At 64.9% G+C, this 19483-nt stretch carries 15 protein-coding genes; 9 read left to right on the top strand and 6 right to left on the bottom strand.

What is annotated here, in order from left to right; all coding sequences use genetic code 11:
- Positions 1-159: 159 nt before the first annotated feature.
- From DIE15_RS32400 to fdhA, 4 genes are all read right to left on the bottom strand, one after another.
- Positions 160-552: a RidA family protein gene (locus DIE15_RS32400; protein WP_124835448.1), complete on the bottom strand. Its 393-nt coding sequence runs from the start codon at positions 550-552 to the stop codon at positions 160-162.
- Positions 553-609: 57 nt separating this feature from the next.
- Positions 610-1824 (bottom strand): amino acid aminotransferase, encoded by a 1215-nt coding sequence (locus tag DIE15_RS32395; protein ID WP_124835429.1) that lies wholly within the window; start codon positions 1822-1824, stop codon positions 610-612.
- A gap of 57 nt (positions 1825-1881) precedes the next feature.
- Positions 1882-2751, bottom strand: coding sequence for a tryptophan 2,3-dioxygenase (gene kynA / locus DIE15_RS32390; RefSeq protein ID WP_124835428.1), 870 nt, complete (start codon positions 2749-2751; stop codon positions 1882-1884).
- 93 nt (positions 2752-2844) lie between these two features.
- Entirely contained in the window at positions 2845-4047 is a 1203-nt protein-coding gene (fdhA, locus tag DIE15_RS32385) for a formaldehyde dehydrogenase, glutathione-independent (RefSeq protein WP_124835427.1), read from the bottom strand.
- Between the two features lie 451 nt (positions 4048-4498).
- Between fdhA and DIE15_RS32380 the strand changes: the two genes are divergently transcribed.
- Positions 4499-5743, top strand: coding sequence for an aromatic ring-hydroxylating dioxygenase subunit alpha (locus DIE15_RS32380; RefSeq protein ID WP_124835426.1), 1245 nt, complete (start codon positions 4499-4501; stop codon positions 5741-5743).
- Complete coding sequence (locus DIE15_RS32375; RefSeq protein ID WP_124835425.1) at positions 5740-6774, top strand: flavin reductase family protein; 1035 nt, start codon at positions 5740-5742, stop codon at positions 6772-6774. Before DIE15_RS32380 ends, DIE15_RS32375 begins: the two co-directional genes overlap by 4 nt.
- 12 nt (positions 6775-6786) lie before the next feature.
- Here DIE15_RS32375 and DIE15_RS32370 read toward each other — a convergent pair whose 3' ends face one another.
- Both DIE15_RS32370 and DIE15_RS32365 read right to left on the bottom strand, forming a co-directional pair.
- On the bottom strand, positions 6787-7698 hold the full coding sequence (locus tag DIE15_RS32370; protein WP_124835424.1) for a LysR substrate-binding domain-containing protein: 912 nt from the start codon (positions 7696-7698) through the stop codon (positions 6787-6789).
- Between the two features lie 390 nt (positions 7699-8088).
- Positions 8089-9051: a D-glycerate dehydrogenase gene (locus DIE15_RS32365; RefSeq protein WP_124835423.1), complete on the bottom strand. Its 963-nt coding sequence runs from the start codon at positions 9049-9051 to the stop codon at positions 8089-8091.
- A gap of 313 nt (positions 9052-9364) precedes the next feature.
- On the opposite strand from DIE15_RS32365, the gene DIE15_RS32360 reads away from it, so the two are divergent.
- The 7 genes from DIE15_RS32360 to DIE15_RS32330 form a co-directional block, all read left to right on the top strand.
- Entirely contained in the window at positions 9365-10123 is a 759-nt protein-coding gene (locus DIE15_RS32360; protein WP_057927342.1) for an SDR family oxidoreductase, read from the top strand.
- Positions 10124-10219: 96 nt separating this feature from the next.
- Positions 10220-11506 (top strand): MFS transporter, encoded by a 1287-nt coding sequence (locus DIE15_RS32355; protein ID WP_124835447.1) that lies wholly within the window; start codon positions 10220-10222, stop codon positions 11504-11506.
- 59 nt (positions 11507-11565) lie between these two features.
- Positions 11566-11958, top strand: a complete 393-nt coding sequence (locus DIE15_RS32350) for a VOC family protein (protein WP_057927344.1) — start codon at positions 11566-11568, stop codon at positions 11956-11958.
- A gap of 60 nt (positions 11959-12018) precedes the next feature.
- Entirely contained in the window at positions 12019-13266 is a 1248-nt protein-coding gene (locus DIE15_RS32345; protein WP_124835422.1) for a citrate/2-methylcitrate synthase, read from the top strand.
- Positions 13267-13812: 546 nt separating this feature from the next.
- Complete coding sequence (locus DIE15_RS32340) at positions 13813-16014, top strand: type I secretion system permease/ATPase (protein ID WP_057927346.1); 2202 nt, start codon at positions 13813-13815, stop codon at positions 16012-16014.
- Positions 15998-17422 (top strand): HlyD family type I secretion periplasmic adaptor subunit, encoded by a 1425-nt coding sequence (locus DIE15_RS32335; RefSeq protein ID WP_124835421.1) that lies wholly within the window; start codon positions 15998-16000, stop codon positions 17420-17422. The genes DIE15_RS32340 and DIE15_RS32335 overlap by 17 nt, the downstream gene beginning before the upstream one ends.
- A gap of 122 nt (positions 17423-17544) precedes the next feature.
- Positions 17545-19483: Ig-like domain-containing protein (locus DIE15_RS32330; protein ID WP_260428401.1), on the top strand; the 1939-nt coding region annotated here is incomplete at its 3' end.

Here is a 19483-nt window from a genome sequence, read left to right as displayed (position 1 = left end):
AAATCGTGGAGAGAGCCGTTTGAATCACAATTCTAGGAAGGCGGTACCGCATGTCGAAAGCCGAAATATCACATGCAAAGCATGCGGAAACGGGTGGAACGGGACGTCCACGAACACGCTTCGACACGGCGGTCCGCCGCTGAGTCGGTGCCGGCCGCGTTACCGGGATCCGGCATGCGAATCGAGCGCGACGTAAGCGACGATCTCGATCAGCATCTCCGGATGGACGAAGCCGCTGACGACCACGCTCGATCGATTCGGGTAAGGTTCATCGAAGAATTCCCGGTATACGCGGTCGATCGTCACCATATGGCCGGCATCCTTCATATAAATCAGCACTTGCGCCACATCCGGCATGACGCCCCCTGCCGCGGCCACTGCCCGCTGCAGATTCGAGAAGGTCAGGCGCGCCTGCGCCTCGATCGGTTCGCTGCAGATCTTCCCGTCCATCGTCACCGGCCCGTGCGCGGTGAAAAGCAGCCCGCCGGCCCGGGTGGCCCAGGAGAATGGTTGGTTCAGCGCGGGAAGGCCGGTATCGATTGTTTCGCGAATCATGGCAAGTGAATGAAGGTCTTGAAGGACGGACCGGACTGCCCCGGCCCGCTGCAATCAGCTCAATACGGCCGTTCGCTGCCTGATCACGTCGGCAATCGCTTCCCCGACGTAGGCAACGTTGCCGTCGTTCAGCCCGGCAACACACATCCGGCCGGACTGAACGAGGTAGATCGACTTGTGCTCACGCAGCGCGTCGACTTCGGCCGCGGTCAATCCCGTATAGCTGAACATGCCGCGCTGATCCGTCAGATAGCGCGCGTCGACCTCCGGCGCCATGGCTTCGAGCGCCGAACGCAGCGTGTGCCGCATCGCCTTCATGCGTTGCTGCATCTTTCCGACTTCGCGCTGCCACTGCTGCGACAGCGTCTGATCAGTCAAGATCGCGCTGACCAGTTGCGAACCGAACGCCGGCGGGCTCGAATACACCTTCCTGACTGCCGCTTTCAACTGCCCCTGCACGCGCGCCGCCGTTTCCGCGTCGGGACAGACGATCGACAGCGCACCGACCCGTTCGCCATACAGCGAGAAGTTCTTCGAGAACGAGTTCGTCACGACGACCTGCAGCCCAGCGTCGACCATGCGGCGGATCGGGGCCGCGTCTTCGTCGAGTCCGTCGCCGAAGCCCTGGTACGCCATATCGACGAACGGCAACAGGTTGCGCTGCTTCAGCACGTCGATGACCTGCGCGAACTGTTCCGCCGACAAATCCGCCCCGGTCGGGTTGTGACATGACGGCTGCAACAGCACGATGCTGCGCTCGGCCAACGTGTCGAGCGTCGAGATCATCCCGTCGAAGTCGACGCCGTTCGTCCGGGCATCGAAGTACGGGTAGGTATTGACCGCCAGACCGGCCGACTCGAGCAGCACGCGGTGGTTGTCCCACGTGGGGTTGCTGATCCAGATACCGCTGTCGGGCAGGCTGGCTTTCAGCAAGCGCGCCGCGATGTGAATCGCCCCCGAGCCGCCGATCGACTGGATCGTGGCGATCCGTCCGGACGCCACGGCTTCGGAATCGCTGCCGAAGACGATGTGCTGGACCGCCGTACGATATGCCACGTCGCCTTCCATCGGCAGGTAGGTGTGCGGCCGGGCCGCGTCGCGGATCAGCGTCGCCGCCCGCCTGACGGACTCCAGAACCGGGATCTTCCCGGCTTCGTCGTAGTAGAGCCCGATACCGAGGTTGGTCTTCTCGGGGCGCGGGTCGGACAGGAACGCTTCCATCAGCGAGAGAATCGGGTCGCCGGGAAAGGCTTCTACGTTTCTAAACATTTACAGTCATCCTGAATGAGTTTCTTGAATCTGCCGAAGCCGCTAGATGAACCCGAATCAGAGTTCCGTCCGGATCTGCCAAAGTTCGGGGAACAACACGACGTCGAGCATCTTCCGGAGGTAGCCGACACCTTCCGTCCCGCCCGTACCGCGCTTGAACCCGATCACGCGCTCGACCGTCGTCAGATGGCGAAAACGCCATTGCCGGAACGAATCCTCGATATCCACGAGCTTTTCGGCCAGCTGGTAGAGGCTCCAGAATGTCTGCGGATCGCGGTACACCTGCAGCCAAGCGGCGGCAACGGACGCGTTGTACCGGGTCGGCTGCGTCCAGTCCGCGTCGAGGCGGTCTGCGTCGACGGGCAAGCCGGTGCGGGCCAGCAGCCTGACGCTTTCGTCATACAGGGACGGCGTCTCAAGCGCATCGCGCAACAGCGCCTCGCTTTCCGGCCGATGCTCGTGCGGTCGCAGCATCGTCGCGTTCTTGTTGCCCAGGATGAATTCGATCTCCCGGTACTGGCTGGACTGGAAGCCCGACGACAGGCCAAGGTAAGGCCGCATCGCCGTGTACTCCGGCGGCGTCATCGTCGCGAGCACGCTCCACGCCTGAACGAGCTGGTCCATGATGCGCGACACGCGTGCGAGCATCTTGAACACCGGCTGGAGTTCATCGTTGCGAACGCCGGTTCTGGACGCGCGCAGTTCGTGCAACATGAGTTGCATCCACAACTCGGATGTCTGATGTTGAACGACGAACAGCATCTCGTTGTGGTCGGGTGACAGCGGATGCTGCGCGCCGAGGATGGCGTCGAGGTGAAGGTAGTCGCCGTAACTCATCGACCTGGCGAAGTCCAGCTGCGCGTCGTGCCAGCCTCCGTCGGCAGCGGATTCCGTTGCCGGCTCATGTCCCGAGAATGGACATCCCATTGTGTACTCCTGATTGCTTGAAATGCCGTCGGCCCGGTTCGTGACGTGATCGGCGCCGCCGTCCCTGCCTTTATCTGCTCCGGATCGAACGGATCACGCAGCCGACTTGAACGTGCCGTGCGGATCGATCACGAATTTCTTGGGCACGCCGGCGTCGAATTCCGCATAACCGGCCGGCGCCTGGTCCAGATCGATCACGTTGACGTTCACGACATTCGCGATATCCAGGCGGTCCCAGAGAATCGCCTGCATCAGGCTTCGGTTGTACTTCATCACCGGCGTCTGTCCGGTGAAGAACGAATGGGACTTCGCCCAGCCGAGCCCGAACCGGACCGACAGACTGCCCTTCTGTGCCGCCGCATCGTCCGCCCCCGGATCGTCGGTCACGTACAAACCGGGAATGCCGATCTTGCCGGCGACGCGCGTGACTTCCATCAGCGAGTTCAGCACGGTCGCCGGCGCTTCGGTCCGTGAACCGGCGTGCCCGTGGCCCCGCGCTTCGAAGCCGACGCAATCGATCGCACAATCGACTTCCGGCTCGCCGAGCAAGTTGGCGATCTGGTCGGCGAGCGACGCGTCCTGGGACAGATCGACCGTCTCGAAACCGACGCGGCGGGCGTGCTCCAGCCGCTTCGGATTCACGTCGCCGACGATCGTGACCGCCGCACCCAGGAGGCGTGCCGAGGCTGCCGCGGCCAGGCCGACCGGGCCGGCACCCGCGATGTAGACCGTGGTGCCCGGCCCGACGCTGGCGGTCACGGCACCGTGGTATCCGGTCGGCAGAATGTCGGATAGGCAGGTGAGATCGCGAATCTTGGTCATGGCCCGATCGCGGTCGGGAAACTTGAGCAGGTTGAAGTCGGCATACGGCACCATCACGAACTCCGCCTGCCCGCCGATCCAGCCGCCCATGTCCACGTAGCCATACGCACCGCCGGCGCGCGCCGGATTCACGCTCAGGCATACGCCGGTGTTCTGCGCCTTGCACATCGGACAGCGTCCGCACGCAACGTTGAAGGGTACCGACACGAGATCGCCCTTCCTGAGCGTCAGCACGTCCGAGCCGACTTCGATCACTTCACCCGTGATTTCGTGGCCCAGCACGAGCCCCGCCGGTGCCGTGGTCCTGCCGCGCACCATATGCTGGTCGGAACCGCAGATGTTGGTCGCGATGACCCGAAGGATGACGCCGTGACTGGCCTTGCGACCCGACGGATCGGAAAGCTCGGGGAAGGCGATATTGCGCACCTCGACCTTCCCGGGCCCGACATAAACCACTCCACGATTTCCTGACATGACGTCTCCGGTTTTTAGTTGTCGCTGGAAATCGGGCGCCGGCTTCGTGACGGCAGTCCCGATTTCCAGCGTTGCGAAAGCAATGCGATACGAGCGATGTCCCGCATCATCGGAGCCGCAAAATCAACCGTCAAAGCAGTTTTTCTGATCTATCGCATGCAGATTTGCATTCATCGGGTGGCGCCTTGCATTGCGAACCCTGGCGCATTGCTGCCCGTGAGATGGATGAAATTTTGAATGACGCCGATTTCGATCTAGCACGTCAATCTTCCTCCCTGTAACCGTCTGTCAATGAACAACCGAATCCGATCCCGGTTCTCCGTTCTGCGCATAGCCATTAAAAATTCATGCATGGCATCAGTTTTCATGGCTTGCAGGCACGTTACCAAGCAGGTCAAATCGGACCATGCATTCATTCCTTCCCGCATTCGAACCCGAACCGAACACCACCATGCTGTCGAACAGTCAACTCCACTCGCTCATCGAGTCTCGCGTGGCCGGCCGGTCACTGCCGCAGCCGTTCTACACCGACCCGGCGGTGTACGAACGCGACCTCGAACTGATCTGGGAACGCCAATGGATCTTCGCCGGCGTGTCGGCCCAGATTCCGCAGCCGGGCAACTGGTTCACGCTCGAGGTGGGCGCCAGTTCGATCGTCGTGATCCGGGACCGGAGCAAAGCGATCCGCGCGTTCTACAACACGTGCCGTCACCGCGGTTCGCGAATCTGTGCCGGTGACAAGGGCTCGTCCGGCACGCTCGTGTGCCCGTACCACCAATGGACCTACGGTCTGGACGGCAAACTGATGTTCGCCAGGGAAATGGGCGCGGAATTCGACGCGTCGCAATACGCGCTCAAGCCGGTGCACTGCGAATCGGTCGAGGGCTACATCTTCATCTCGCTTGCCGTCACGCCGAGCCCGTTCGACGAATTCCGCAACCAGGTGTCGCCATATATCCGGCCGCACGGGCTCGACAATGCCAAGGTCGCGTTCGAATCGACCATCGTCGAGAAGGGCAACTGGAAGCTCGTCCTCGAGAACAATCGCGAGTGCTATCACTGCTCCGGAAGCCACCCCGAGCTGTTGCGCACGATTTCGGAATTCGACGGCCCGACGGACCCGCGATTCGGCGGCGACTATGCGGAAAAGTGCGAGAAGGACGAAGCACGCTGGACCGCCGCCGGATTGCCGTTCAAGCCCATCGAGACGTCCGACGGCTACCGGATGGTGCGCGCGGCGATGGAGCGCGGCCTCTCCTTCACGATGAATGGCGAGCTTGCGTGCAGGAAGCTGCTGGGCACCAACCAGGATGCGGACGTCGGCTCATTGCGCCTGCTGCGCTTCCCGAATACGTGGAACCACGTGCTGTCCGATCACGCCATCGCGTTCCGGCTGCTGCCGCTGAGTGCCACGGAGACCCAGGTGACGACGTGGTGGCTCGTGAACGAGGCTGCCGTCGAAGGCGAAGACTACGACCTCGACAATCTCACTGCCGTCTGGAATGCCACGAACGCCCAGGACCAGCGACTCGTCGAAGCCAATCAGCAAGGCATCAACTCGAAGGGATATCAACCAGGCCCCTACTCTCCGCTCGTCGAGCGCGGCGTCACGGAGTTCATCGACTGGTATCTGGCCACGCTGAAGTCGGAGCTGGCCGGCGTACCGAAGACCATTCCCGTGGAGTGTATTGCATGATGAACGGCGGCGCTTTCACCGAGGTAGTCTGCGTGGCTATTGCGCGCGAGAACTGGAACGTCAAGACCTTCCGGTTTTCGCTTGCGCAACCTCAGGCGCGGACTGCGTTCGAGCCCGGGCAGTACGTGACGTTGAGCGTGGATACCGGGAGCGACACCCTCTACCGGTGCTACACCGTCTCGTCGGCACCGGAGGCGCACGGCAGCGCGACGTTCGAGATCACGGTCAAGCGCTCGCCTTCCGGCGCCGTGTCGACCTGGCTTCACGATCGGCTCGCTGTCGGCGATCGCCTCCAGGTGTCCCGGCCCGCCGGAGACTTCGTCTTGCCGGCCAACCCTGCGGAGCCGTTGCTGTTCGTTGCGGGCGGCGTTGGCATCACCCCGCTGATGGCGATGGCGCGCGCCGTGTACGCCCGCGGCGAACGCGCGGACATCCAGTTCCTGCAGTTCGTTCGGACGCCCGCCGACATGCTCTTTCGTGACGAGCTGTTGCAAATGGGGCACGCGGCCTGCGGCATCACCCCGCACTTCTACACGTCCGACGAAGCGAGCGAGGACTTTCCGTCCGGGGTGCTGTCGAAAGCGGTGCTTGACCGCTCGACGCCCGACTGGACCGCGCGACAGGTGCTGTGCTGCGGACCGGATCCGTTCATGTCGGTCATGCGCACGCTGTTTCTGGAGAACGGCGGCACCGAATCCCGCTTCCACCAGGAGCGGTTTCAACTGCCGGAGCAGGCACCCGCGCACGTGCCAAGCACGGTCCGCGTATCGCGGCTCCGGTTGTCGCAGTCGCTCGTCGAGCTGGACTGCGCGCCCGGAACGACCATTCTCGATGCGCTCCACGCGCTGCCGAACGGCCCCAGGATCCCCAATGCATGTCGTTCGGGTGTGTGCGGAACGTGCAAACTCCGCAAGCTGGACGGACGGGTCGAGATGAATCACAACGGCGGCATCACCGATGAAGAGATCGACGAAGGCTGCATCCTGCCGTGCTGCTCCGTGCCGCTATCGGACGTCACCATCGAGTTCTAGGCACGCAAGCGGCTACGCCCAAAGGCTCTGGTTCGCGAAGTCGATCAACCAGCCCAGGAAGATTTTCGCGGGTGCGCTGAGTTCCTCGGTGTCCGCATAAACGATGTATTCGCACAATCCCGTCTTGACGGATACATCGAGCGGCCGGACAAGCAGCGCGCCCCGGTCTTCTTCCGGAACGCCGTATGCCCAGGCCAGCGCGACACCCTTGCCGCTGCAGGCCGCGCGATAGACCAGGTCATAGTTCGAGAGCGTCAGGTTCTTTCTCACCGCGCCATGCTGGACGCCGGCGCGCGCCAGCCACGTGTCCCATGAATTGGAATCCGCGCTGTCCGAGTCGTATTCGATCAATTCGCAGTCCATCAGATCCTGCACGGTCTTGAGCTCGTGCTCTTTCTGATACGACGGCGCGCAGACCGGAAAGATCTCTTCCTCGAACAGCTTGACCTTGGCAAGGTTTGGCCAGTGTCCATCGCCATATCGGATGGCGAGGTCGACCGGTTCGTGCCACGGGTCGACCGGCGAATTGCTGGCGAGCACCCGGATGTCGATGTTCGGGTGCTGCGTGCGGAACTCGAATATGGCGGGCATCAACCAGAAGTTGGCCATCGCATTGCTCGCGGCGATGGTGACCGTACTGGTATCGAGCGCTTCGATCATCGTCACGGCCCGGCGAATCGTATTAAGGCTCTGCGCGATGGCCTGCTGGAAAATGAGGCCCGCACGCGTGAGCTGGATCTCCTTGTGCCGCCGAGTGAAGAGCGGCACGCCCATCCGTTCCTCGAGCACCTGAATCTGCCGGCTCACCGCCCCCTGCGAAAGATGGAGCTCCTCCGCCGCCTTCGTGAAGCTCATCAACCGCGCCGATGCCTCGAAAGCTGAAATGGTATTGAGCGGCGGCAACCGCTTGCGGGGCGTAGACAACTTGAAGTCTCCAGGGGGCGCGTGCTTTGTGACAACCGGGCTCGAAAGCCTCGCCGAAGACTGTACTGCATTCAAAATTCGAGGGCTACAGATTCAGGCGGCCCGCGGAATAGGACATACCCTATGCACGCCGTGAGCCGCCATACACATGATAGACGCGAAGCCGTCCGTGCTTCGCCGAGCGTTTTTCGAAATCCCGGTTGCATCAGTAATCGCATGCAGGTGCGCTTGCCCCGACGATGCCGATCGTCGTCGAGAACACGCGTTCATTCGCGCCCCTCATACGGTCGCCGAGCGGCTTTGGCATCGACGCCGCCGCTCGGCGGATGACACGCGTTCATCACGCGCGGCGGCGGATCGTCTCGGCCGAACACGCCCTTGCGTTGCCCGTCACAGCGCGTTCGGCGCCGCCCTCCCGTCCAGCACCGCCGCGACGTTATCGAGCGCGGTAAACCCCATCTGGTCGCGCGTCTCGATCGTCGCGCTGGCCATGTGCGGCGACAGAAACACATTGTCGAGCGTGGCGAAGCGCGGATCGATGTTGGGCTCGTTGCGATAGACGTCGAGCCCCGCGCCAAACAGCCGCCGCGACGCCAACGCATCGTACAGCGCATCCTCGTCGACGAGACTTCCACGCGCCGCGTTGACGAACACCGCACTATCGCGCATCAAACCGAACTCGCGCCGCGTCATCAACGGCGTGCCGCCGCCCGGCACGTGCAGCGTGAGGATGTCGCACTGCGGCAGCAGCGTGTCGAGATCCGCGCAATAGCGCGCGCCCGCCTCGATCTCGGGCGGAGCCGGCCGCCGGTCGGTATAGACGATCCGCATCCCGAACCCACGCGCACGCTGCGCAACCGCGCGGCCGATCCGGCCGAAGCCGACGATCCCGAGCGTCTTGCCGTTCACGCGCGTGCCGAGCATGTCGGTCATGCCGAACGACTTGCCCCACCCCGCGCGCACGATGCGCTCGTATTCCGATGCACGCCGGCACGCGGCCAGAATGAGCAGCATCGTGAAATCGGCCGTGCAATCGGTCAGCGCGTCGGGCGCATTGCTGACCACGATCCCGCGTGCGCGCGCGGCGCCCACATCCATGTGGTCGTAGCCGGCGCTCGCGTTCGCGATGATCTTCACGCTCGGCGGCAATGCCGCGATGTGCTCGGCCTGCAGCCCCGATTTCTTGCCGATCAGCACCGCCGGTGTTTCGTAACGGTTGCAGAACTCGACGACGGACCGCGCATCCATGTCGGCGTCCGTCACGTACGCATGGAATTCGGCTTCGGCACGTGCGGCCACGGCCGCGGGAACCCGTCGCGCTACCAGCAGGCGGGGGCGATTGTTATCAGGCATGGTCTCGTCCTTGGGTCGGAAAACGGAGCACAGCCTACGAAGCGCACTCGGCGCGGGTCAATATTGATTGATTCAATCAACGTGTCGGCGCGGCATTGGCCGCGCGCCTGCAGGGCCGGTTCGATTGCGCCGCCCGATGCGTACCACGCCATGAAGGCCCGGTGAACGACGTGCCCGCGAACTCAGGAAAACCCTGACGCTGCCCCGTCGCGACGGGACAGTTGATATTGATTGAAAGAATCAAGATTGCTGGGGAATCGTCACCGCGCAATGCTTTTTGCATGTTCAACGGACTGAAGACGAGGTCGTGAAAATGCAGGAACGAAAAAAAATCGCGGCAGTGACGGGCGCCGGCACCGGAATCGGCCAGGCCGCGGCCGTCGCGCTGGCGCAAGCCGGATTCGGCGTGGCGTTGCTCGGCAGGCGCATCGAGCCGCTGCTCGCGACAAAGGAGATCATCGAGCAGGCCGGCGGCGTGGCCGCGGCAATCCCGACCGACGTCGCCGACGAGGCATCGGTGGACGCGGGCTTCGCACGAATCGAGCGCGAGTTCGGACACCTCGACGTGCTGTTCAACAACGCCGGCCGCAACGCGGGCGCCGTGCCGCTCGACGACTACTCGCTCGAATTCTGGAACGACGTGGTCGCGACCAACCTGACGGGCGTCTTCCTGTGCGCACGCGCCGCGTGGCGCCAGATGAAGCGCCAGACGCCGCAAGGCGGCCGCATCATCAACAACGGTTCGATCTCCGCGCATACGCCGCGCCCGAACACGATCGCGTACACGGCCACCAAGCATGCCGTCCTCGGCATCACGCGCTCGCTCGCGCTCGACGGCCGGCCGTTCAACATCGCGTGCGGCCAGATCGACATCGGCAATGCCGCCACGTCGCTCACCGAGCGCATGAACAGCGGCGTGCCGCAGGCCGACGGTCGCGTCGCGCCCGAGCCGCGCGTCGACGTCGCGCACGTTGCGCACGCCATCGTGCAGATGGCGAGCCTGCCGCTCGAGGCCAACATTCTGAACATGACGATCATGGCGACCGCGATGCCCTTCGTCGGGCGCGGCTGACCGGACGCTCGCCGGCGCACACGACAACCACGCGCCGGCCCACCCATCAGGAGACAGGAGATGATATTGAAAACCGCAGAAGAACAGGTTTCGGTCATGCGCGAGTTCGACTCGCACGCGGGCGTCACCAGAAGATCGCGCGTGCGCTACGGCGTGCTGTCGATGCTGCTGGTGGCGACCATCCTCAACTACGTCGACCGCTCGGCACTCGGCATCGTCGCACCGGCGCTGTCGAAGGACCTCGCACTCACCCGCGTCCAGATGGGCGAGCTGTTCGCCGTGTTCGGCCTTGCATACTCGCTCGCGCTGCTGCCGGCGGGCGTGCTTGCCGACATGCTCGGCTCGCGCGTCGCCTATGCGCTGTCGCTGGTCGGCTGGTCGCTGGCGACGCTGACACAAGGGCTCGCGCACGGCTACCACATGCTGCTCGGCTCGCGGGCCGCGATGGGCGCGCTGGAAGCGCCGGCCTTTCCGTCGAATGCCCGCGCGGTGACGATGTGGTTCCCGGTGCAGGAGCGCGGCTTCGCGACCAGCGTCTACGTGATGGGGCAATACATCGGCACGCCGCTCTTCACCGGGCTGCTGCTGTGGATCTCGTCGGCATTCGGCTGGCGCGCCGTGTTCTTTGCGACCGGCGGCTTCGGCATCCTGTTCAGCATCGTCTGGTACCGGCTCTATCGCGATCCGTCGCGGCATCGCAGCGTCAATGCGGCCGAGCTGCAGTACATCACCGAAGGGCGCCCGGTCGTGACCGCGCGCGAGCGTTTCGACTGGCGCATGGCGCTGCGCCTGCTCGGTTACCGGCAGATCCTCGCGATCTGTCTCGGCAAGTTCTGCAACAACACGCTGCTGGTGTTCTTCACGACCTGGTTCATGACCTACCTGGTCGAGGAACGGCACATGTCGATGATCAAGGTCGGCTTCTTCCAGGCGATGCCGTTCATCGGCGCGACGCTCGGGATCCTGATCGCCGGCTACCTGTCCGATCTCTGCATCCGGCGCGGCGTGTCGATGTCGTCGTCCCGCAAGGCCCCGCTCGTGATCGGCACCTTCCTCGGCGCGTCGATCGTGCTCGTCAATTTCGTGCACTCGAACGCGCTGGTGATCGCGATCCTGACCGTCGCGTTCTTCGCGCAGGGGATCGGCTCGATGTCCTGGGCCGCGGTATCCGAGATCGCGCCGAAACGCTATGTCGGGCTCACCAGCAGCATCACGAGCCTCGCGGCCAATATCGCGGCCGTCACCACGCCACTGATGATCGGCTACGTGACGCAGCACACCGGCAGCTTCTTCTGGGCACTGAACCTGATGGGCGCGATCTGCCTCGTCGGCACGCTGTCGTACTCCGTGCTGCTCGGCAAGTTGTCGCGCATCGAGCTCTGACCCCGTTCGAATCTCCTTACCTGCCGCTCTTGCGGCTTCACCCAATCCAGTCTGCGCTCATGATCGAATTCAAATGGGATCACCTGCAACTCTGCTCGGCTGACGCCGAGGCCACCGCCGCGTGGTTCGCGCGCTGCCTGAACGCCGACATCGTGCGGCGCCCCGGCCGCGTCGACCTGCGGATCGGCACCATCAACCTGTTCATCACGGCCCTGCCCGACGCACGACCGGCCGCCGTGCCCGACGGCGCGCGCGTGCAAGGCATCGATCACTTCGGCGTGCTGGTCGACGATCTCGATGCCGCGTATGCACACCTGCTCGAGCATGGCGCCGACATCGTCCAGCCCGTCACACAGATCCGTGCCGGCGTGCGCGGCTGTTTCGTGCGCGCGCCGGGCGAGATCCTCGTCGAGGTGCTCGAGCGGCGCCCGGCCGAGATGACATTCAGTTGAACCCGGTCTATAGTCGGCGCAAGCGGCCGCGCACCGGCCGCGTCCTCATCACGACTCCCCATGCACAACTGGATCACCCTGACCGAAGCCGCACGGCGGCTCGGCGTGCGAGCGCAAACCGTCTATGCGTATGCGAGCCGCGGCAGCATCGCCGTGATGCAGGATCCGGACGATCCGCGCAAGAGCCTGTATCGCGTCGAGGACGTGGTCGCGCTGTGCCGCAAGAAACAGGTCGGCCGCAAGCATGCGGCGCTGGCGGCGAGCACGATCTTCGGTGCCGAGCCCTGCATCTACAGCGGCATCACCACGTTCGCCAAGGGCCGCGCGTGGTATCGCGGCCGCGACAGCATTCAACTGTCGGACACCGCCACGCTCGAGGAAACGGCCGCGCTGCTGTGGCAGGCCACCACGCCGGTGTCGTTCGATACGCCCGCGGTTACGCTGCCGCCCGGCGAGCGCGATCGGCAATGCGCGTTCACGATGCTCGCGACGCTGGCCGCGCACGGGCACTCGACGCTCGGCCGGCTCGACAGCGCGCTGCACGCCGAGGCCGGGCAGCTCGTCGCGATCGTCTCGCGCGCGTTCGGCGCGCATGACGACGCCGATGCGGGCCCGCGCTGGACCCATCAGCGGCTCGCAGCCGGCTGGGGCCTCGACGACCATGGCGCGGATCTGCTGCGCCGCGCGATGGTGCTGGTCGCCGATCACGAGATCACGAGCTCGGCGTTCGCCGCGCGCATCACCGCATCGACCGGCGCGTCGCTCGCGGGCTGCCTGCTGACCGGACTCGCGACACTCTCGGGCCCGCTGCACGGCGACGCATCGGGACGCGTGCGCGCGGTGTTCGACGACGTGGAGCGGCTCGGCGCCGAGCACGTGGTCGATCATCACCTGAAGTCCGCGATCCCGATTCCCGGTTTCGGCCATCATCTTTATCCGGATGGCGATCCGCGCGCGGCCGCATTGCTCGCGCGGCTCGATCCGCCGGCGGAACTGGCGCACTTCATCGACAAGGTGACGACACTCACCGGCCAGCGGCCGACCATCGACGTCGCGCTCGCGATGCTGTCGGTGCAGCTTCGGTTGCCGCGCGACGCGGCTTTCGGGCTGTTCTCGATCGCGCGCAGCGTCGGGCTGCTGGCCCACTGCATCGAGCAGCTGCGCGTGGGCAAGGTGATCCGGCCGCGCAGCCGGTATACGGGGCCGGCGCTCGACGAACGGCATCTGCGCGCCGAGGCCGATGACGACGGCAAATTGCCGAAAGCCGGCGTGATCGAGAAGAATCGCGTGTTCAAGATTGTGGATTGACTGCGGCTACGATCGACTGCCAGGCATCGACGCGGTCTTTCGACCCATCATTGTTCCGAGCAAAGATTGCACTCGGCGTCGCGACCCAACGCGTCGACCGATAGTATTCACGAGCGATACGCCCCTAAAACCCGAACGTTTCACGACTGAAACATTTCCCATGCGGATCCGGCACCGCGCCGGCCGCGTTTTCCGCGTGTGCCGCCGCATGCAGCCTTCTCCAGTGCGCCGTTGCCGGTGCGTCGGTACGAAAGCGCGCGGCGTTCGCGCAGACGAAACGTATCAGACCTGAAACCAAATCGGCATTCGAGCCCCGCTGCCGCCGACGGCATGCCTCCTTCCGCCGTCAGACGCACCCGCCGCCGCATCTGGCCCGCTCCTTGCTGTTGCTCCGATGCAAACACAAGCAGTCGCACCAAGCGACCAACAGCACAAAATAATATCGGGGTGAGCGATGAACAAGACGGAGCGCTTGGCGGCCGGCATGTGCGCGCGCGGCGAGTTGCCGCGGCGGTCGGACCGTCATCAGGCTGGCGGCGCGCTGTAATGCAGGCCGCCGCCACGCAAGCCGCTGCCGCGGCCGGGGAGCCGTGCGCCGATCACGGCTGGAATCTGCCACACGGATCGGGTATCGAAGACGATCCGCTGCTCGGCTGCCTGCTCGTGCTGACGCGGCTGTTCGACCGGCCGGTGGGCATCGACACGCTCGTGGCCGGGCTGCCGCTCGCCGGCCGGCGCCTGACGCCGGCACTGTTCGTGCGGGCCGCGGCGCGCGCCGGCCTCTCGGCCAAACTGGCCCGGCGCGCGCTGCGCGACATCCCGGATGCGGTCCTGCCCGCGGTGCTGCTGCTCGACGACGGCCAAGCCTGCGTGCTGGTTCGCCGCAACGCGTGCGGCACCTTGCAGGTGATCCTCCCTGAAACCGGCATCGGCGAAGAAGCCGTCGACGCGACTGAACTCGCGCAACGCCATGCCGGCCATGTGCTGTTCGCGCGCCCGGCCCACCGGTTCGATGCGCGCGACACGGAAAGCGTCGTGCCGCGCCCGCGCCACTGGTTCTGGGGCGTGGTCGCGCAATCGTGGCCGATCTATGCCGAAGTCATGCTCGCGTCGACGCTGATCAACCTGTTCGCGCTGGCGATGCCGCTGTTCACGATGAACGTCTACGACCGTGTCGTGCCGAACCGGTCGCTCGAGACGCTGTGGGCGCTGGCGGCCGGCATCGCGCTGGTGATCGTGTTCGACGTGGTGATGCGCACGTTGCGCGGCTATTTCATCGACGTGGCGGGCAAGAAGATCGACGTGATCCTGTCGGCGAACCTGTACGAGAAGGTGCTCGGCATCCGGATGGCGGCGCGGCCGCCGTCCGTTGGCGGGTTCGCGTCGCAGATCCAGGAATTCGAAGCGGTGCGGGAGTTCCTCACGTCGGCGACGGCGGCGGCGCTGATCGACCTGCCGTTTTCGATCGTGTTCGTCGCGGCGATGTTCTGGGTCGGCGGCGGGCTCGGCTGGCTGCCGCTGCTGGCGTTGCCGCTCGTGATCGGCGCGGGCATCGCCGTGCAGGGGCCGCTCGCGCGTGCCGTGCAGGCCAGCCAGCGCCACGCGAGCCAGCGCCAGGCCCTGCTGATCGAGACGCTGGTCGGGCTCGAGACGATCAAGGTCAACGGCGCGGAAGGACCGATGCAGGCGCGCTGGGAGCAGCAGCTTGGCGAGATCGCCCGGCTCGGGCTCAAGTCGCGCCTGCTGTCGGGCTGCGCGGTCAATTTCGCGATGTTCGCGCAGCAGGCGGCCTATCTCGCGGTGGTCCTGTGCGGCGTGTACATGATCGGCGACGACCGGCTCACGACCGGTGGACTGATCGCCTGCACGATCTTCACCGGCCGCGCGCTCGCGCCGATGGGCCAGGTGGCGTCGCTGCTGACCCGCTACCACCAGTCGCGCAGCGCGCTGGCGTCGATCGACGGCGTGATGAACCTGCCCGGCGAGCGTCCGGCCGAGCAGCGCTTCGTCCATCGGCCGGCGCTGCGCGGCGAGATCGAATTCCGCAACGTCAGCTTCGCTTACCCGGGCCAGAGCGGCGTTTCGCTGGACGGCGTGTCGTTCCGCATCGCCGCGGGCGAGCGCGTCGGCATCATCGGGCGCGTCGGCTCGGGCAAGACCACGATCGAAAAACTCGTCCTCGGCCTCTACCCGCCGGCTTCCGGCAATGTCCTGATCGACGGCGTCGAGCTGCGTCAGTACGACCCTGCCGCGCTGCGACGCGGGATCGGTCACGTGCCGCAGGACGTGATGCTGTTCAACGGCACCGTGCGCGACAACATCGTGCTGGGCGCACCGGGCACGGACGACGACGCCGTGCTGCGCGCCGCGCAGGTCGCCGGCGTCGCGGACTTCGTCAACCGTTTGCCGAACGGCTTCGATCTCGCGGTGGGCGAGCGCGGCGAAGCGCTGTCCGGCGGACAGCGCCAGGCCGTCGCGATCGCCCGCGCGATGCTGCTGTCGCCGCCGGTGCTGTTGCTCGACGAGCCCAGCAGCGCGATGGACAACCGCTCCGAAGAGCTGTTCAAGGCACGTCTGTCGGTCCAGTTGGCCGGCCGCACGCTGCTGCTCGTCACGCACCGTCCGTCGCTGCTCACGCTCGTCGACCGCCTGATCGTGATGGATCAGGGCCGCGTCGTCGCCGACGGCCCGAAGGACCAGGTCCTCGCGGCGCTTGCAGGGAGAACGCTCCATGTCGCTGCTGGCTGAACCCGACGGCGCCGGCGCGGCGCCGACGACGCGCATCGCCGCGCTCAACGTGCTGCGCGGGCGAATCAGCGCCGCGCTGAAGCCGCGCGCCGACGATACCGCGTTCATGCGCGAACGCTGCGCGGCCGCGCTGGAGGGGCCGCGCTACTTCACCCATTGGATCCTGTGGGCGACGCTCGCGTTCTTCGTCGTCGCCCTCCTGTGGGCCGCGTTCGCCGAAGTCGATGAAGTCACCGTCGGGGAAGGCAAGGTGATCCCGTCCAGTCGCGTACAGGTGGTGCAGAACCTCGAGGGCGGGATCGTCTCCGAGATCATGGTGCGCGTCGGCCAGGTCGTGCAGAAAGGCCAGCCGTTGATGCGCATCGACGATACGCGGTTCACGTCGTCATACAAGGAAGGACAGGCGAAGGATGCCGCGCTGCTTGCCCGTATCGCGCGCCTGAGCGCCGAAGCGAACGGCACCGCCTTCGTCGTGCCCGATCGCCTGGCACCGACGAACCAGGGCCTGCTGGACGAGGAACGCTCGCTGTTCGAGTCCCGTCAGCGCGAATTGCAGGCCAATCTCGACGTGCTCCGGCAACAGGCCGAACAGCACCGTCAGGAACTCGCGGAGAAGCGCTCGCGCGAGGCGCAGCTGCAGCGCAGCTACGGGCTCGTCGCGAAGGAGCTGGCGTTGACGAGCCCGCTCGTGGCCAAAGGCGCGGTATCCGACGTCGAGGTGCTGCGGCTCGAGCGGCAGGCGACCGACATGAAGGGCGACCTCGATGCGACGCGCCTCGCGATGCCGCGGCTGGAAGCCGCCTATCGCGAGGCACGCCAGAAAATCGACGAAACGACCGCGCATTTTCGCGCCGATGCAATGAAGGAACTGAACCTCGCGCGTGCCGATCAGTCGGCGCTGAGTGCGGCCAATGTCGCGCTCGAGGACCGCGTCACGCGCACGCTGGTGCGCGCGCCGCTGAAGGGCATGGTCAAGCAGATCAAGATCAATACCGTCGGCGGCGTGATCCAGCCGGGGATGGACCTGCTGGAAATCGTGCCACTCGACGACACGCTTTTGATCGAGGCACGCGTGCGACCGTCGGACATCGCATTCCTGCACCCGGGGCAGGACGCGACCGTCAAGCTGTCCGCGTATGACTTCTCGATCTACGGCGGCTTTCCCGCCGTCGTCGAGGACATCAGCGCCGACACGATCGTGCCGGACCGTCCCGGCGAGAAGCCGGACAGCTATTACCGCGTACTGGTGCGTACCCGGCAAAGCAAGCCGAGCGGACGGAGCCAGCCGGTCGCGATCGTGCCGGGCATGATCGCGACCGTCGACATCCGCACCGGACGCCGGACCGTACTGCATTACCTGCTCAAGCCCGTCATCAAGACCAAGGAAATGGCATTGCGCGAGCGCTGACACGAGAACCGATTTGCAGTTCATCGGGCATGCGCCGCATCGGGTGGCGCAGCGCCCGCATCAAAACATGACAGGACGGGGAGCACGACATGGCGACGACTTCAAGCGGAACCGCGGTTTCCATGAGCAATACGCCGCAGGCAACGAACGACGTGTTTACGTCGGCTCAGACGGGGCTCACGGACAATACGCTCACCACCGTTTACCTGAACGTGATGGCGAACGACCTCGGCGGGGCGGCCAAGACGCTCTACTCGCTCGACTCCGGCACCGAAACCACCGTCGCGCTCGAACAAACCGCGTTGCTGACGCAGGATACGAGCCGCGCGGAATCGGTGAGCGCGGATTTCAGCGCGCACGGCGCGCACATCTGGATCACGTCGGACGGCAAGGTCGGGTATGACGCGAGCCACCTCGACGCATCGTGGCTGTCGAACAGCTTCAATACGCTCGGTTACGCGCAGGACAGCTTCACGTACGCGATCCGGCTGGGCAACGGTACGCTGAGTTGGGCAACGGCCTATGTCGATATTGCGCCGCCCGCCCCTGTCGTCGCGCTGGCGCACGACATGGGGATCTCGGCCACCGACGGCATCACATCGGACGGTACGCTGTCGGTCGGCGGGGTGGCGCACGGCGCGACCGTTCAGTACAGCACCGACAACGGCGCGCACTGGAACACGAGTTTCAGCGCGGTCGAAGGAACGAATACCGTGCTGGTGCGGCAGATCGATGTGACCGGCAACGCGTCGTGCGTGTGTTCGTGCTCGTTCACGCTGGATACGACGGCCGGGACAGCACCTGGGGTGGCGCTGGCGGTCGATTCGGGCAGCAGTGTCAGCGATCACATCACCAACGTCGGCACCTTGAATGTCACTGGCGTCGAAACGGGTGCCACGGTGCAGTACAGCGTCGATGGCGGTTCGCATTGGAACACGAGCTTCAGCGCGGTCGAAGGGTTGAACAACGTGCAGGTCCGGCAGGTCGATGTCGCAGGCAATACGTCGTCGGCTACGTCGATCAGTTTCACGCTCGATACGTCGGCTGCGGCGCCCGGTGTTGCGCTCGTGACCGACTCCGGTAGTAGCGCTACCGATCACGTCAGCAATGTCGGGACGCTCAATGTCACTGGCGTCGAAACGGGTGCCACGGTGCAGTACAGCGTCGATGGCGGATCGCATTGGAACACGAGCTTCAGCGCGGTCGAAGGACTGAACAACGTGCAAGTCCGCCAGATCGATGTCGCGGGCAATACGTCGTCGGCTACGTCGTTCGGTTTCACACTCGATACGTCGGCTGCGGCGCCCGGTGTTGCGCTCGTGACCGACTCCGGTAGTAGCGCTACCGATCATGTCACCAATGTCGGGACGCTCAATGTGACCGGTGTCGAGGCAGGTGCGACCGTGCAGTACAGCATCGACGGAGGTTCGCATTGGAACACGAGCTTCAGCGCCGTCGAAGGACTGAACAACGTGCAGGTTCGCCAGGTCGATGTTGCAGGTAATACGTCGTCGGCTACGTCGTTCAGCTTCACGCTCGATACGTCGGCCGCTGCGCCCGGTGTTGGGCTGACGACCGACTCCGGTAGCAACGCGACCGATCACGTCACCAATGTCGGTACGTTGAATCTCACCGGTGTCGAAACCGGCGCCACGGTCGAATATTCGATCGATGGCGGTCATACCTGGAACACCAGTTTCAGCGCCGTTGAAGGCGTGAACGACGTGCAGGTTCGACAGGTCGATGTCGCAGGCAATACGTCGTCGGCTACGTCGATCAGTTTCACACTCGATACGTCGGCCGCTGCGCCCGGTGTCGCGCTCACGACCGACTCCGGTAGCAACGCGACCGACCACATCACCAATGTCGGCACGTTGAATCTCACCGGTGTCGAAACCGGCGCCACGGTCGAATATTCGATCGATGGCGGTCATACCTGGAACACCAGCTTCAACGCCGTTGAAGGTGTGAACGACGTACAGGTTCGGCAAACCGATATCGCAGGCAACACCTCGTCGGCTACGTCGTTCAGCTTCACGCTCGATACGTCGGCCGCTGCAC

This window comes from Burkholderia sp. Bp9031 (genome assembly GCF_003857965.1).
GTDB classification, from domain to species: Bacteria; Pseudomonadota; Gammaproteobacteria; order Burkholderiales; family Burkholderiaceae; genus Burkholderia; species Burkholderia ambifaria_A.
This window is presented reverse-complemented; position numbering and strand designations above follow the sequence as displayed.